The following is a 13,750-nucleotide window of genomic DNA, read 5'->3' on the forward strand; positions in this document are numbered from 1 at the left end:
CCATCCAGCCGGCGAAGCATCTGGTGCGAGCGTGGCCACGACCGCGAGCGCGACCAAGACCGACCTGGAGAAGAACCTCGGCGCGGACGTCGTCATCGACTACCAGAAGCAGGCATTCGAGACGGCCCTGCACGACTACGACGTCGTCATCGACACGGTCGGGGGCGAAACCCTCGACAAGTCCCTGGGTGCGGAAGCCGGACGGGGCCGTCATCAGCATCACCGGGCCACCCGACCCCACCTTCGCCCGCTCACCGCCGGACACAAGCGCGCCGTACGCGCCTGGGTGCGCGACCTGGCCGCCGCGGCCGGTGCCCCGGACCTCGACACGCTCGCCCGAAACCTCCCGGTGTCGCACGGATCCCGACCTCGACGGCAGCACAGAAGAAGCGGTTGCGATCACCGACTCACCCATTTAACATTATGATCGTAATTCAATAGTTCCGGCCCTCTCGGCCACGCCATTGGCGCTCTGATCTTCACCCTCTCGCTTCACCAGGAACTCTCCATGGACATCTCCACCAGCACTGTTCTTGTCACCGGCGCCAACCGCGGCCTCGGCCGCGCCCTCGCCGCCGAACTGCTCAGCCGCGGCGCCACCGTCTACGCCGGCGCCCGCAACCCCGACCAGGTCGACCTGCCCGGCGCCAAGCCGATCGCACTCGACATCACCGACCCCGCCTCCGTCACGGCCGCCGCCAAGGCCACCGGCGACGTGACCATCCTGGTCAACAACGCGGGGTCATCCACCGGCGCCGACCTGCTCACCGCCGACCTGGACGACATCCGCCTTGAGATGAACACCCACTACCTCGGCACCCTCTCCGTGGTCCGCGCCTTCGCACCCCAGATCGCGGCCAACGGCGGCGGATCGATCCTGAACATCCTGTCCGCCCTGTCCTGGTTCAGCCTCCCGCAGTCCGGCGCCTACTGTGCCGCCAAGTCCGCGGAGTGGTCGCTCACCAACACACTGCGCCTGCAACTCGCCGACCAGCACATCCGCGTGGCCGGCCTGCACGTCGGCTACATGGACACCGACATGGTCCGGTCCGTCGACGCGGCCAAGTCCGACCCCGCCGACATCGCCCGGATCGCCGTCGACGGCCTCGCCGCCGGCGACTACGAGATCCTCGCGGACAACACCTCCCGCCAGGCACAGGCCGCACTGGCCGGAGGCGTCTCCGCGCTCTACCCGCAACTCCCCTAGGGCCGACCGCCCAGGAACCCGCACCGAGCCGGCTCGATGCCGATGCTCGCTGCCGCACTCCATGCCGTCACCCGCCGGCGTCCACGTCCATTGATCCGTCACCAAGTGTCTGCTTTGGGAATGTAAGGAACGCCATGAAACAGCAAGGCAAGCAGCGGGTTCGGGGCGGCAGCGCCGTCTGGGCCGTGGCCATCACCAGCATGGCCGGATTCATCACCGCGCTCGACAACCTGATCGTCACCACCGCCCTCCCCTCAATCCGCAAGGACCTCGGCGGCGGCCTCGAAGACCTCGAATGGACAGTGAGCGCCTACACCCTCACCTTCGCGGTGTTGCTCATGTTCGGTGCTTCCCTCGGCGACCGATTCGGCCGCCGGAGGCTGTTCGCCATCGGGCTCGCGATCTTCACCACGGCCTCGGCCGCCGCAGCCCTCGCACCGGGGATGGGGGAACTGATCGCCGCGCGGGCGGCGCAGGGCCTGGGGGCCGCGATCGTGACACCGCTGACGCTCACCCTGCTGTCGGCCGCCGTCCCCGCCGAGCGGCGCGGCGCGGCCCTGGGTGTCTGGGGCGCGGCCAGCGGCATCGCCGTCGCCACCGGACCGCTCATCGGCGGCACACTCACCGAGCACCTGTCCTGGCAGTGGATCTTCTGGGTGAACGTCCCGATCGGCCTGGCACTGATCCCGCTCGCCCTGCTGCGGCTGGACGAGAGCCACGGCCCGAACCCGACTCTCGACCTCGTCGGCACGGCCCTTGCCAGCGGCGGTCTGTTCGGCATCGTCTACGCCCTGGTGCGCGGAAACACCGACGGCTGGACCAGCACCCCGGTGCTGGGCGGCTTCATCGCGGGTGCGGCTCTGCTCGTCGGCTTCGTCCTGTACGAACTGCGCGCCGAGCACCCGATGCTGCCGATGCGCCTCTTCCGCCACCGCTCCTTCAGCGCCATCAACGGCGCCAGCCTGCTGATGTTCCTGGGCATGTTCGGGTCGATCTTCCTGCTCAGCCAGTACCTGCAGACCGTCGGCGGCTACTCGCCGATGGAAGCCGGCGTACGGATGCTGCCCTGGACCGCCATGCCCATGATCGCCGGACCGCTGGCCGGGGCACTGTCCGACCGCATCGGCGGCGCACCCGTCGTCACCGTGGGCATGGCCCTGAACGCCGTCGGCCTCGGGCTCTGGGCCATCACCGTCGAGCCACACGTCGCCTACACCCACCTGCTGCCCGCACTGATCGTCTGCGGCATCGGCATGGGCATGTTCTTCGCACCCAGCGCCAACCTCGTCATGAGCACCGTCCGCACGGAAGAGCAGGGCATCGCCTCCGGCGCCAACAACGCGATCCGCGAGGTCGGCGGCGCCATCGGCGTGGCGTCGCTGGCCGCGGTCTTCTCCGCCCAGGGCGGCTACGGATCCGGCTCACAGTTCGTGGACGGGCTGATCCCGGCCCTCTGGGTCGGAGCCGGTGCCGTCGCCCTGGCAGCGGCTGTGGCGTTGCTGATGCGCCGGCAGCGCAAGGCCGACAGCTCGGCTGCCGGCCTTGCTGCAGGGAGTGCCCCGGCCGGCGCGGTCGCGACCTGAAGCCCGGACCGAGGGGCGGCCCAGCCGGTTACGGCGGGGCCGCCCCTCAACTGCCCTGCCCTGCCCTGCAGGTGCGTTCGTCGTGCGGGGTCATCACACCCTGGTCGAGGCCCCTCGGACAGCGCGCTTTTCGGGTCGGCGCTCGATCGGCTGAGGGGCAGTGTTTCCCTCACCGTGGGGGTCACCGGTTCGTCTTGCCGGCCAGGAAAGGCCACAGGTGTGCCAACAGTGCCTTCGGTTGCTCCTCCGGGATGAAGTGGCCGCACTCCGCGATCTCGGCACCGGTGACGTCGTCCGCATAGTCCCGCCAGATCTCCAGCGTCGGCAAGCGGGCAGGCAGCCCCTCGGAACCCCACAGGGCCAGCAGTGGCATGGTGAGGCGGCGGCCTTCGGCGGCGTCGATGTCGTCGAGCGCGGTGTCCTCCTCCATGGCGCGGTAGTCGTCCAGGCTCGCACGCAGGGCACCCGGGCGGGAGAACGCACGGACGTAGCCGTCGACCGCATCGACTGTGAGTCCGTGGCGGTTGTAGGTCCACCGTTCGAAGAAGTACTCGAGATACCCGCGGATGTCGCGCCCCACGAGGCGCTCGGGCAGATCGGGCTGCATGTGGAACAGCCAGTGCCAGTACCCGGAGGCGAGCGAGGCGTCCAGGCGGCGAAACATCTCCCGGGTGGGAACGATGTCGAGCACGGCCAGCCGCTCCACCTGGTCCGGACGGTCCAGCGCCCAGCGGTGCCCCACGCGAGCGCCGCGGTCGTGGCCCACGACCATGGCCCGCTCGAAGCCGAGCGCCTCGACGAGGCCTGCCATGTCGGCGGCCATCCGCCGCTTGCCGTAACCCGTGGTGGGCTTGTCGCTCAGGCCGTATCCACGCAGGTCCGGCGCCACAACCGTGTGCTCGGCGGCGAGATCCGCCAACACCGGCTGCCAGCAGTCGGAGGTCTGCGGCCAGCCATGGAGCAGGACAAGCAGAGGTCCAGCCCCGGCTCGGACGTAGTGCAGGCGGACCCCGTCCACCTGCGTCACTCCGGTCGTCACCGTCGGCCGTCCCATGGATCCGCCTTCCCGACACGAGCTAACCCTCTTAGACGGTTAAGCTAGCGGGCAGAATGGAGGTGTGGCAACAGACGACGTGTGGATCTGGGACGGCGGACGGGTCAGCCTGGACTTCACCAACACCCTGCGAAGCCGGTGGAGAACCGCTCCCGAGGAGACACTCCGGGGACCGGACGACCTGATGGGCTGGCTCCGGGAGGCCCGTCTGCTCGCACCGGGGACCACCGACGCCGCCACTGCGGCCATTCTCCTGTCCGCCCGACGGCTGCGCGAGAGCGTCGACCGGGCCGTACTGGCGGTCGCCGCCGGCCGACTGCCCGCATCCGGCGACGTGACGCTGCTCAACCGATCGGCCGCGGCGGCCCCCAGACCCGCCCTGCAACTCGTCATCACCGAGGACCGCCTGGAGCCCGCCGGCACCGCGCCCCTCGCGGCCGACCCCACCCTCGCGCTGGCGCTCATCGCCCAGGACGCCGTCGACCTGCTTCTGTCCGCCGAGATCCGGCGCGTACGCGTCTGCGGAGCGGACCGCTGCGCGTTGCGCTTCCTGGACCGCTCCCCGGCCCGCAACCGCCGCTGGTGCTCCATGTCCCGCTGCGGAAACCGCACCAAGGTCCGCCTCCACCAGGCGCGAACACGGCAGAGCGGCGGGATCACGGAAAGCTGACGGAGGAGTCCTCAGTTCACTCGGGCGACCGCGGGATCAGATCGTCCACTTCTCACCCACGCCCTCAAGGGTCCTGGCGATCGAGCAGTTCGATATGCCCCGGTCGAGACGGGGGTCCATTCCGGCGTACTGAAGCGCTTCGGTCCTCGCTTCCGTAGGAGTCACCCCAACCCCATCTGAGTTTACTTTTCTATACTCAGTAGGTAGCGTCATGACCAGCACATCAACCCGACCGCACGCGAGAAACGGGCGCTCAGGGGGACCTGCGCGAAGAATCACATCGACCACCCCACACAGAAAGGCGGCCGGCATGAAGGCTTTCGTCGTCGAGAAGTACGGCAAGGACGGCGCGCGCGCCGCAGAGGTACCCGAGCCCACGGTCGGAGACCGCGACGTCCTCGTCAGAGTGAGCGCCGCCAGCATCAACCCGCTGGACAAAATGGTCCGCAACGGGGAGTTCAAGCAGCTCCTGAAGTACAAGCTTCCGTTCGCGCTCGGGCACGACGTGGCCGGCGTCGTGACGCGGGTCGGCTCCGCCGTACACGGTCTCAAAGTCGGCGACGAGGTCTACGCCCGCCCGCGCGACCTGCGGATCGGAGGCTTCGCGGAGTTCATCGCGATGGACATGGACGATGTCGCACCCAAGCCGGCCTCCCTCACCCTCCAAGAGGCGGCCGCCGTGCCACTGGTGGCCCTGGCCGCCTGGCAGATCCTCGTCGACCGTGCCCACGTGAAGCCGGGTCAGAAGGTGCTCATCCACGCCGGTGCCGGCGGCCTCGGCTCGACGGTCATCCAGCTCGCCAAGCACCTCGGCGCCACCGTGGCGACGACCACGAACACCGACACCGAGAAGCTGGTCAGGAGCCTCGGTGCCGACGTCGTAGTCGACTACACCAAGGAGGACTTCTCGCAGGTGCTGTCCGGCTACGACCTGGTGCTGGACTCCCTGGGCGGGGCGAACCTCGAGAAGTCGCTGACCGTGCTGAAGCCCGGCGGCCTGGCCATCAGTGTCGTCGGCCCGCCGGACGCCGCCTTCGCCAAGCAGCTCGGCGCCCCCTCCTTCCTGGGCCTGGTCATGAACACGCTCAGCCGCAAGATCCGCAAGCAGGCGAAGGCGCTGGGCGTGCGCTACCAGTTCTTCTTCATGCAGGCCAACGGCTCCCAGCTGCGCAAACTCGGCACCCTCTACGACAGCGGGAAACTCCGCCCCATCATCGACAGCACCTTCCCGTTCGACCAGACACTCGAGGCGATGGCGCACGTCGAGCAGGGCCGCACCAAGGCCGGCAAGGTCGTGGTCTCGATGGTGCCCGGCAACGACTGAGACGCGGCCGGCCACGCCCCCTCCGTTCCGGCGCGGTCACCGGAGGGGGCGGTACATCGCGAAGAGCCGCAGCTGTGGACGTTCGCGCCTTTCCGCACGCCGTACGCTCGCGGCACAGCGCGCCGCGCGGCTCCAGACGGCCGCGCGGACTGTGCCCGGCCGCGCCAAACAGTCCGGCAGACCTTTCCCGGTTACCACTCGGTCCAGAACGCGGCAACCGCGACGAACGGTCGCATGCCATCGCCGTGGTCGACGAGATCGGACGCGGCCAGACACGCTTGCACCGACGGCGTACCGGCTGTCGCGGACAGCATCCGCCCGCATGGCTCCCGAGGGTCCGCTCGCGGTAAGCGCGAGGGCGCTCCGGATTCCTCCTGGCCCCGTCGAACGTCTGCCGCGGCAGTCTGCGGGGCCCGGCGCTCTCTCTCGTTGACGCGCGCGCCCCTCTTGCACGACCGGCCCCTTGCGCAAGGCTATGTCCCGCTCACGGCAGACATCCTCAGGACGGCAGCGTCCGTCCGCCGTGCGACGCATGTTGCCAGTGGGGAGTGCGGTCCTTGGCGACCGGGGCCGCGCGGACGCCCTCCAGGAAGTCGGGCGTGCGGATGGTCGCGCGGTTGAGGGCGAGTTCGGAGGTGAGGCACTCGCGCAACGTGTGCTGCCTGCCTCGGGACAGCAGGGCGTGAGTGATCTCCAGGCTCTGCGGCGAGGCGGACTCCAGAGCGAGCAACGCAGCTGCTGCCCAGGGGGTGCCGAGGTGGCGCAGGCGTTTCTCGATCTCGCCGAGGGTCGGCGCGCCGAACGCCCGGTCCACGTCCCCGCGTACCTCCGCCAGCCTGCTCTCCCCCAACGGTGGGGCTCCCGCCAAAGATCAACCTTGCGGGGGCGGCACCGGGAAAAGCAGACAGCTGCTGGTGGCGTGAGCGAGCAGGCGATCTGTCGCGTCGACCAACTGCGCCTGGGCGAGGGCGGTTTGGCGGCCCTTGCTGACAACTGTGCCAATGGCACGCACCACGCCCGTGTCCACGGTGATCCGCCGCAGGAATTTCACCGTCAGGTCGAGCGAGGTGTACGCCATTCCTTGCGGGAGGGTGGACTGGACGGCACAGCCCGCCGCCGAATCGAGCAGAGTGGCGAAGATTCCGCCGTGCACGCTGCCGATCGGGTTGTAGTGCTCCTCCCCCGGCGTCAGGGAGAAGACCGCCCTGCCGGGCTCCACCTCGTCCAGGGTGAAGTCGATGGAGTAGTTGATGGGCGGCCCCGGCAGTCGCCCCGCCTTCAGCTCGCGCAGGAAGTCGATGCCGGCCATGCGTCCGGCGGCTTCCGCCAGGATCGCGGGATCTTCCCATGCATACGTACGTGTTCGTCCCACGGTCGAGCGCCTCCATCTGACTTTTTCAAGTGAAGCTAGCTGCCGATTCACCTGACTGTCAATTACAAAGTCAGACGCCTAGGATGGCGGGATGGAGTGGCTTGAGGTGAGCACGGACAACTGTCCCGTCCAGCGCACGCTCGACGTGGTCGGAGAGAAATGGACGCTGCTGATCCTGCGTGACGCCGTCAACGGAGTCCGCCGCTTCGACGACTTCCACCGCCACATCGGCCTGTCGGAGGCCGTCCTCAGCGATCGCCTCCGCAAGCTGATCGGGGCCGGCGTCCTGAAGACCGTCGCCTACCAGGAGCCGGGCAGCCGCTCCCGCAACGAGTACCGTCTGACCCGCAAGGGCTGGGATCTGTGGCCCGTCCTGATGGCCTTGAGCCAGTGGGGCGAGGCCTACGCCCTCGACTCCGAGGACCCCGTACTGGACGTTCGCCACACCGAATGCGGCGCTCCGGTCCGCGTCGTCGTCGAGTGCTCAGCGGAACACTCCGCCCTCACTCCCTACGAAGTCACCGCTCGGCTGGGACCAGGGGCCCGCCTCCGGGCATGAATCATCAAACCTGGTCTCATAGATCGACAAGCGACATATCGCGAGGCCGTCGAGCCCGGGCCCATGACATCTGACGGTCGTGCCCAAGGAGGTGCTGCCGCCACCGGCCGGGGCATCACCACGTAGTGGGACGCCCTGGGTGTGAACGGCGACGAACTCCACCCAGGGCAGCGCTGGGCATCAGCGGGCCCCGGTCCAGCCCCGAAGGCGGCCCGTCAGCCCATCAGGTGCAACCCGTCCCCGAAGTCGATGCGGGCGAGGTCTGCGCGCGAGACGATGCCGAGCTTGGGGAACACGTTGGCCAGGTGATGGGCCACGGTGCGGGGACTGATCAGCAGCTGTGCCCCGATCTCCCGGTTGGTGAGCCCCTGCGCGGCCAGCCGTGCGACTCTCAGCTCCTGCGGGGTGAGGATGGCTGCGGTGTCCCGGGCCGGTGCGAGGTCGCGGTGCAGGTACTGCCCGGTCAGTTCCTGTTCGGCCCGGGTGCGGGCGAGCAGGGGCGCCGCGTGCAGTCGCCGGAAGATCTCCGCGGCTTCGGCGAGCTGGGTCCGGGCGTCGGTACGGCGGCGGGCCCGCCGCAGCCACTCGCCGTACAGCAGTCGGGTGCGGGCGTGGTTGAAGGGCCGCGACCGGGCTCCGGGAACATCCAGCGCGAGCCGGAACTGCTCCTCCGCGTCCGCCCCCGACGCCAGCAGGGCATCCACCAGGTGCGTCGCGGAGATCGCCCACGCCGCTCCGGTCCGCTCGGCCCACCGCCGCAGCAGCCGCGCCTGTTCCTCGGCCGTCGCCCGCTGCCCGCTCTGGAGGGCGGCCTCGGCGGTGTCCGGCGCGGCGAGCACCGCGATGGTGGGGTGCGCCGCGTGGTGTCCGCCCTCGGTCAGGCGGACCAGGTAGTCCAGGGCTTCTTCGGCCCGGCCGGCGAACAGCGCCGACATGCCGAGGGTCCACTGCGCGGCGGCGCTGAGCAGGCGCACACTGCGCGGCATGGAAACCTCGAAGGCCCGGGCGGCGTAGTCCGCGACGGCCGGCTCCTCGCCTCGGACGGCTGCCAGCCACCCCAGACAGTTGTGGCACTGCGACGCCAGGTGGTCGTCACCGATCTCCCCGGCCACCTGGAGCCCCTCCAGGGCGTTCGCCGCGGTCGACGTCCAGGAACCCTGCACGATGCCCAGCGCAGCCACCTGTGCCAGCGCCTGGGTCAGGGCGGTCACCTGGTCCGTGGGCCGCAGCCGGTCGATCTCGCCGCGCAGAGCCTCCTCCAGGGCGGACTCGATGCCCCAGGCGATCGCCACCGGCGCCGGCGGCATCAGGAACCAGGAACTGCCGCTGAGCCGGCTGAGGACCTCGGCGTCGGGGGCCACGGCCTGGTCGCTGTCGTCGGCTCCGTCGCTCAGGTCCTGGGTCCACCACTGGCGCAGCAACGGCAGCAGATCGGCGTTCGGGAAGTTCCCCTGCGGAAGCCGCCGCTCGAGCCGCTCGAGCGCCTCGCGCTGCAGCTCGCCGTGCCCGGCCGCCCACGCCGCCCGCAGCGCCATGCTGCCGAGCTGGAACGCCTGCCCGGCGTCGGCCACCCGCTCCATGTCCCGGAGCAGCCGACGGCAGGCGATTTTCAGATCGCCGTGCGCGAACTCGATCAGCCCGCTCAGCCCTTCGCTGAGCTCCCCGACCGCGGCTTCGGAGGACATCCCTTCCGCCCGCTCCAGCATGCCCCGCGCCGCATCGACCTGTCCGGCCTCCCAGGCCGCCCTCGCCCCGTAGGACAGTCGCCGTGCCGCGTCGTCCGCGGCGGGTGACAGCCTCGCCGCCCGCTGCAGGGCACGGGCAGCCGTGGCACAGCCGCCGCGCGCCCAGGCACGGCGGGCCGACTCCTCCAGCAGCCGGGCCACCTCCTCGTCGGTTCCGCCCGTGGCTTCCACGGCTGCGGCGAGATGCCAGGGCCGCAACTCGCCGGCGTGCTCGCCGCTCAGCACGGAGGCGAGAGCGTGATGCACAGCCTGCCGGTCCACGGGCGGCGCCACGTCGTAGACCACCGCCCCCATGAGCGGGTGGCGGAAGCGGATCCGCCCGCCCGAGCCCGTGGTGAGCAGGCCCGAGTGCTGGGCCTCGTCCCACGCGGCCGCGTCGAGGCCGAGCACGCCACCGGCCTGGCGCACGGTGTCCCGGTCACTGCGGTCGTCGGCGGCGGCGAGGAGAAGCGCGGTGCGGGCAGGCGCCGACAGCCTCTCGATCCGGGCGTGGAAGGAACGACGCAGGCGGGGCCCGACAGAGATCTGGTCGTCGCCGAGCGGATACGCCGAGAGGTCGCCGGCCGCTTCGGACGTGGGCAGCTCCTGGAGTGCCAGCGGATTGCCGGCCGCCGCGCGGACCGTGCGGCGGATCACCGTCTCGTCCGCGTGCGGAGCGAGGGCACGGGCGAGGAGCCGTGCGTTGTCGTCGTCCAGCCCGCGGACCTCCATCGCCGCCAGTTTTTCCCAGGGGCCCTCGACGGGATCGTCGTGGCCGGTGAGGAGCATGACCACGGCCTCGTCGCGCAGCCGGCGAGCGACGAAGGCCAGGCACTGGGCGGACGGCTCGTCCAGCCACTGGGAGTCGTCGACGACGATCAGAACCGGCCGCTTGCCGGCCAGCTCGCCGACGAGCGTCAGTACGGCCACGCCGATCAGAAACCGGTCCGCCGCAGCGTTGCTGGTACCGAGCGCCCCGTTCAAGGCGTTGGCCTGCGGCTCCGGGAGCGTGCTGATCCGCTCCGTCACCGGCCACAGCAGTTCGTGCAGTGCGGCGAAGGCCAGCTGCGACTCAAGGCGAGTGCCCCCGCATCGCAGGACGGTGAAGTCCGCGGCGGCCGACTCAGCCACGTATTCGAGCAGGGCGGTCTTACCGATGCCGGGGTCACCCCACAACATCACGCTCGCTCCCAATCCCTGACGGGCACCGTCAAGGATCCGGTCAAGGGCTGCCTGCTCCTGGCGCCGTCCGTATAGGTCCATTTGCTTGAGAGGTTAATGGGTTGCCGTCGCCCGGAGCCACTGCCGCAACCCGGGTTCAATGACGCCAGGCCATATGTGACGGACACGGTGACGGACACGGTGACGGATCCGCTTGCCGCGCTTCCTTCGTAGCGTCGGGCGTGATCAGTGACCTCGCGCCTCACCGAAGGAGAAGGACATGGCGACAAGGACATGGCAACGGTGATCCGGGGTCGGGAGCGCCGGCAGGACAGTGGCTCAGCTCGTTGTGACGGACGCCGATATCGCCGCGGCGGCCACGGACCCGAAACCGAGGCTGCGCTACACCGCCGTCCCGACCGCCGGCCGCGTCAGCACGTTGCGCCACGTCTCCCTGCCCGGCCCTCGGCCCGCAGCCCGGCGCGCCCAGCCGGCCGGCTGACACCCCCTCGTCCGTCGAGCCGATCGGGGCATCGAGGCAACAGCAAGGCGAAGCACGACATGGCCACGCGTCTGCGAGAGCTGGTCCTGGGCGTCGCCTCTGCCAGGTCAGGGCGCCCTGACGAACACGCATCCCTGACGAGCCGTCAGGGTCATCCTTGGAGCGAACGATGACGCAGCCCAGCACGATCAGCGTGGAGCGGTCGGCACCAGGGATCCGCAAGATCACATTCTCGAATCCTCCGGTGAATCTCATCGTCGGGGAGACCGTGTCCCGACTGGTTGAGGTCGTCACTGAGCTGAGCGAGGACCCGCAGGTTCACGTTGCCATCTTCACCAGCAGTACACCCGGCTACTTCTTCAACCACTTCGATCTCGACCGGGTTGCCGACTTCATGCCGTCCGATCCGGAGGCGACGCCGGCGTGGATCGATCTCGTGGTTGGGCTGTCCACCGCTTCGTTCATCAGCATCGCGTCCATCCGCGGACGGACCCGGGGCGGCGGGGACGAACTGGCCCTGGCCTGCGATCTGCGCTACGCCAGCCGCGAGCACGCGGTGTTCGGCCAGCCCGAGGTCGGCGGCGGGATTCTTCCCGGCGGCGGGGGCACGGAACGCCTGCCCCGACTCACGGGACGGGATCGGGCGCTGGAAGCCATCCTCAGCAGCAATGACTACGACGCCGACACGGCAGAACGCTATGGATGGGTGACCCGCGCCGTCGCCGACGCCGAACTGGACGGCTTCGTGGACGGTGTGGCAAAGCGGCTGGCGTCCTTCGACAAGACAGCGCTGGCAGCCGCCAAGGCTCAGGTCAACCGGGCGACGCTCCCGCCCGACGCCGACCTGCGAGCGGCCTACACCGGATTCCTGGGCTCCCTGACCTGGCCAGGGGTCCAGGCATTCCTGCCCCGGTTCGAGAAGCTCCTTGCCGAAAAGGGTCCCGAAGAGGTGGAACTCCGCCTGGGCGACTACCTCGGCATCGCACGTCAGGAAAGCCGGTGAACACCGACTGCGAAGCGCCGCTCGCGACCCGTGGACGACGCCTCCGGGATCCCCTCCAGCGCCACGATCACAACAGCCTCCACCTGTTCGACACCGACGACCGGCGGGCGGCCGGGCCGGAGGCTCGTCGACCGGACCGTCCAGCCGCCCAGCGAGACCCGTAGCCACGGACGGACCGTGTCCGCCGACGTGCGCAGGCGCCTGGCGACCGACGGAGGGAACATCGAAGGGCAGGCCCGTACACGCCGGCACACCGCGCACCCGTACCGCGAGTGCCCGGGCGCGGTTCACCGGCCCAGGACCAGTGCTCCACCACAGGCCGCCCGCCCTCACCCACCGCCCGTCACCAGCGGTTCCAGCTTCGGACCGCGACACCGCACGAGCACCCGGCACAAGAACTCGTACAAGGCCCGAGAACGGCCCGGCTGCGCAGGACACCAGAAGGAGTGGACCAATGAGGGGCACCGTCACCATCATCGACAAGGGCGACGTGCGGGTGCACAGTTACATGGCTCCCGACGACAGCATCAACGTCACCACCCAGCTGATCGAGACCCCGGGCCGGCTGGTCGCGGTGGACGGCCAGATCACGATCGCGGGCGCCGACGAGGTCGTCGCATACGCCAAGGAACTCGGCAAACCGCTGGACCGGCTCATCATCTCCCATGAACACCCGGACCACTTCCAGGGCGCGGCCCGCTTCAACGCACCCATTCACGCGCTGGCCGTCACACGCGATCAGATGGCGGCGCGGGGCGACCTCAAGGACCCCACCGGCATCCCGGTCCCCGCAGCGGAGGTGGCCCCCACCGTCCTGATCACCCCGGGTACCGAGGTCATCGACGGCGTTCCCTTCGTCTTCGAAGCCCTCTCCGGCGGTGAGACCTCCGACCAACTACTGATCCGGCTGCCCGAACACGGGGTGCTGGTGGCGCAGGACATCGTCTACCACAAGACCCATGTGTTCGTCGGAAACCACGACATCGACCGCTGGCAGGTCATCCTCCAGGAACTCGCCGACCCGGCTTACGACACGATCCTGCCCGGACACGGACTGCCCGCGGGACAGGCCGTTCTCACGGAGATGGCCGAGTACCTGGAGGCCGCCCGCGAGCTCCTCGGCGACGACGGCCAGGCCTACAAGCAGGCCATCATCGAACGCTTTCCCACCTATGCGGCTCCCCTGGTGATCGACATCAGCAACTTCTACCTGTTCGGCACCCCGATCGTCATCCCGTCCGCCTGACCGCGCCGGTCCGCCGTAGGCGCGACGCGGCCGGCTGGTGCTTCACTCGCGGGTCGCGTCTCTTGCCTGCCGAGCACTTCCCGGGTTATAATATTACGATCATAAGTTAAACGGGTTGAGCAACAGGTACAGACAGCGACTCGGCCAGTGGCGAACGACACGCGCGCGCGGCCATGACAGGCAAGGCGGCCACCTCGGCGCTCGTTCATCAGCTCGAACGGCGCGCACCACATGCCACACAGTGCGGGCCCACCGCAGCCGATACCGCGCCGACGGACAGGGCGGCGGCACCCGCACCCCCCACCAGACGCAACAGCCCCATGGTCGTCGGACGCGATCACAGCC

13 protein-coding genes are annotated in these 13,750 nt (G+C 69.7%); 9 read left to right on the forward strand and 4 right to left on the reverse strand.

The features are described from left to right. Positions 1 to 31: 31 nt before the first annotated feature. The 3 genes from ACFYRY_RS22835 to ACFYRY_RS22845 all read left to right on the forward strand — a co-directional run bounded on the left by ACFYRY_RS22835 (position 32) and on the right by ACFYRY_RS22845 (position 2,790). On the forward strand, positions 32 to 427 hold the full coding sequence (locus ACFYRY_RS22835; protein WP_389148522.1) for a zinc-binding dehydrogenase: 396 nt from the start codon (positions 32 to 34) through the stop codon (positions 425 to 427). A gap of 81 nt (positions 428 to 508) precedes the next feature. Beyond that, positions 509 to 1,207 (forward strand): SDR family oxidoreductase, encoded by a 699-nt coding sequence (locus ACFYRY_RS22840; RefSeq protein ID WP_389148525.1) that lies wholly within the window; start codon positions 509 to 511, stop codon positions 1,205 to 1,207. 134 nt (positions 1,208 to 1,341) lie between these two features. After that, complete coding sequence (locus ACFYRY_RS22845; protein ID WP_389148528.1) at positions 1,342 to 2,790, forward strand: DHA2 family efflux MFS transporter permease subunit; 1,449 nt, start codon at positions 1,342 to 1,344, stop codon at positions 2,788 to 2,790. Between the two features lie 181 nt (positions 2,791 to 2,971). Here the strand turns inward: ACFYRY_RS22845 and ACFYRY_RS22850 are convergent, their stop codons facing one another. After that, a complete protein-coding gene (locus tag ACFYRY_RS22850) occupies positions 2,972 to 3,844 on the reverse strand; it encodes an alpha/beta fold hydrolase (protein WP_389148531.1) in 873 nt (290 codons plus the stop codon). 64 nt (positions 3,845 to 3,908) lie between these two features. On the opposite strand from ACFYRY_RS22850, the gene ACFYRY_RS22855 reads away from it, so the two are divergent. After that, positions 3,909 to 4,514, forward strand: coding sequence for a CGNR zinc finger domain-containing protein (locus ACFYRY_RS22855; protein ID WP_389148534.1), 606 nt, complete (start codon positions 3,909 to 3,911; stop codon positions 4,512 to 4,514). A gap of 310 nt (positions 4,515 to 4,824) precedes the next feature. Further along, entirely contained in the window at positions 4,825 to 5,838 is a 1,014-nt protein-coding gene (locus ACFYRY_RS22860; protein ID WP_389148536.1) for an NADP-dependent oxidoreductase, read from the forward strand. Positions 5,839 to 6,337: 499 nt separating this feature from the next. On the opposite strand, the gene ACFYRY_RS22865 is transcribed toward ACFYRY_RS22860, so the two are convergent. Together ACFYRY_RS22865 and ACFYRY_RS22870 are read right to left on the reverse strand one after the other, a co-directional pair. After that, a complete protein-coding gene (locus ACFYRY_RS22865; protein ID WP_389148539.1) occupies positions 6,338 to 6,688 on the reverse strand; it encodes an enoyl-CoA hydratase/isomerase family protein in 351 nt (116 codons plus the stop codon). Positions 6,689 to 6,709: 21 nt separating this feature from the next. Then, positions 6,710 to 7,210 (reverse strand): PaaI family thioesterase, encoded by a 501-nt coding sequence (locus ACFYRY_RS22870; protein ID WP_389148541.1) that lies wholly within the window; start codon positions 7,208 to 7,210, stop codon positions 6,710 to 6,712. 91 nt (positions 7,211 to 7,301) lie between these two features. Here ACFYRY_RS22870 and ACFYRY_RS22875 point away from each other — a divergent pair, with 91 nt between their 5' ends. Further along, complete coding sequence (locus tag ACFYRY_RS22875) at positions 7,302 to 7,769, forward strand: winged helix-turn-helix transcriptional regulator (RefSeq protein ID WP_389148543.1); 468 nt, start codon at positions 7,302 to 7,304, stop codon at positions 7,767 to 7,769. Positions 7,770 to 7,984: 215 nt separating this feature from the next. Here ACFYRY_RS22875 and ACFYRY_RS22880 read toward each other — a convergent pair whose 3' ends face one another. After that, positions 7,985 to 10,756, reverse strand: a complete 2,772-nt coding sequence (locus ACFYRY_RS22880) for an ATP-binding protein (RefSeq protein ID WP_389148546.1) — start codon at positions 10,754 to 10,756, stop codon at positions 7,985 to 7,987. Between the two features lie 247 nt (positions 10,757 to 11,003). Here ACFYRY_RS22880 and ACFYRY_RS22885 point away from each other — a divergent pair, with 247 nt between their 5' ends. The 3 genes from ACFYRY_RS22885 (at position 11,004) to ACFYRY_RS22895 (ending at position 13,405) form a co-directional block, all read left to right on the forward strand. Then, complete coding sequence (locus tag ACFYRY_RS22885) at positions 11,004 to 11,156, forward strand: hypothetical protein (protein WP_389148548.1); 153 nt, start codon at positions 11,004 to 11,006, stop codon at positions 11,154 to 11,156. Between the two features lie 169 nt (positions 11,157 to 11,325). Continuing rightward, entirely contained in the window at positions 11,326 to 12,159 is an 834-nt protein-coding gene (locus ACFYRY_RS22890) for an enoyl-CoA hydratase/isomerase family protein (RefSeq protein ID WP_389148551.1), read from the forward strand. 454 nt (positions 12,160 to 12,613) lie between these two features. Further along, on the forward strand, positions 12,614 to 13,405 hold the full coding sequence (locus ACFYRY_RS22895) for an MBL fold metallo-hydrolase (protein ID WP_389148554.1): 792 nt from the start codon (positions 12,614 to 12,616) through the stop codon (positions 13,403 to 13,405). Positions 13,406 to 13,750: the final 345 nt, after the last annotated feature.

The organism is Streptomyces sp. NPDC005263 (genome assembly GCF_042872365.1).
In the GTDB taxonomy this organism is placed as follows: domain Bacteria; phylum Actinomycetota; class Actinomycetes; order Streptomycetales; family Streptomycetaceae; genus Streptomyces.

Bases quoted from the DNA above. Each gene is read 5' to 3' on its own strand.
- ACFYRY_RS22875 (WP_389148543.1), top strand. From the start codon at position 7,302: ATGGAGTGGCTTGAGGTGAGCACGGACAACTGTCCCGTCCAGCGCACG.
- ACFYRY_RS22845 (WP_389148528.1), top strand. From the start codon at position 1,342: ATGAAACAGCAAGGCAAGCAGCGGGTTCGGGGCGGCAGCGCCGTCTGG.
- ACFYRY_RS22860 (WP_389148536.1), top strand. From the start codon at position 4,825: ATGAAGGCTTTCGTCGTCGAGAAGTACGGCAAGGACGGCGCGCGCGCC.
- ACFYRY_RS22850 (WP_389148531.1), bottom strand. From the start codon at position 3,844: ATGGGACGGCCGACGGTGACGACCGGAGTGACGCAGGTGGACGGGGTC.
- ACFYRY_RS22890 (WP_389148551.1), top strand. From the start codon at position 11,326: ATGACGCAGCCCAGCACGATCAGCGTGGAGCGGTCGGCACCAGGGATC.
- ACFYRY_RS22880 (WP_389148546.1), bottom strand. From the start codon at position 10,756: ATGGACCTATACGGACGGCGCCAGGAGCAGGCAGCCCTTGACCGGATC.
- ACFYRY_RS22895 (WP_389148554.1), top strand. From the start codon at position 12,614: ATGAGGGGCACCGTCACCATCATCGACAAGGGCGACGTGCGGGTGCAC.
- ACFYRY_RS22840 (WP_389148525.1), top strand. From the start codon at position 509: ATGGACATCTCCACCAGCACTGTTCTTGTCACCGGCGCCAACCGCGGC.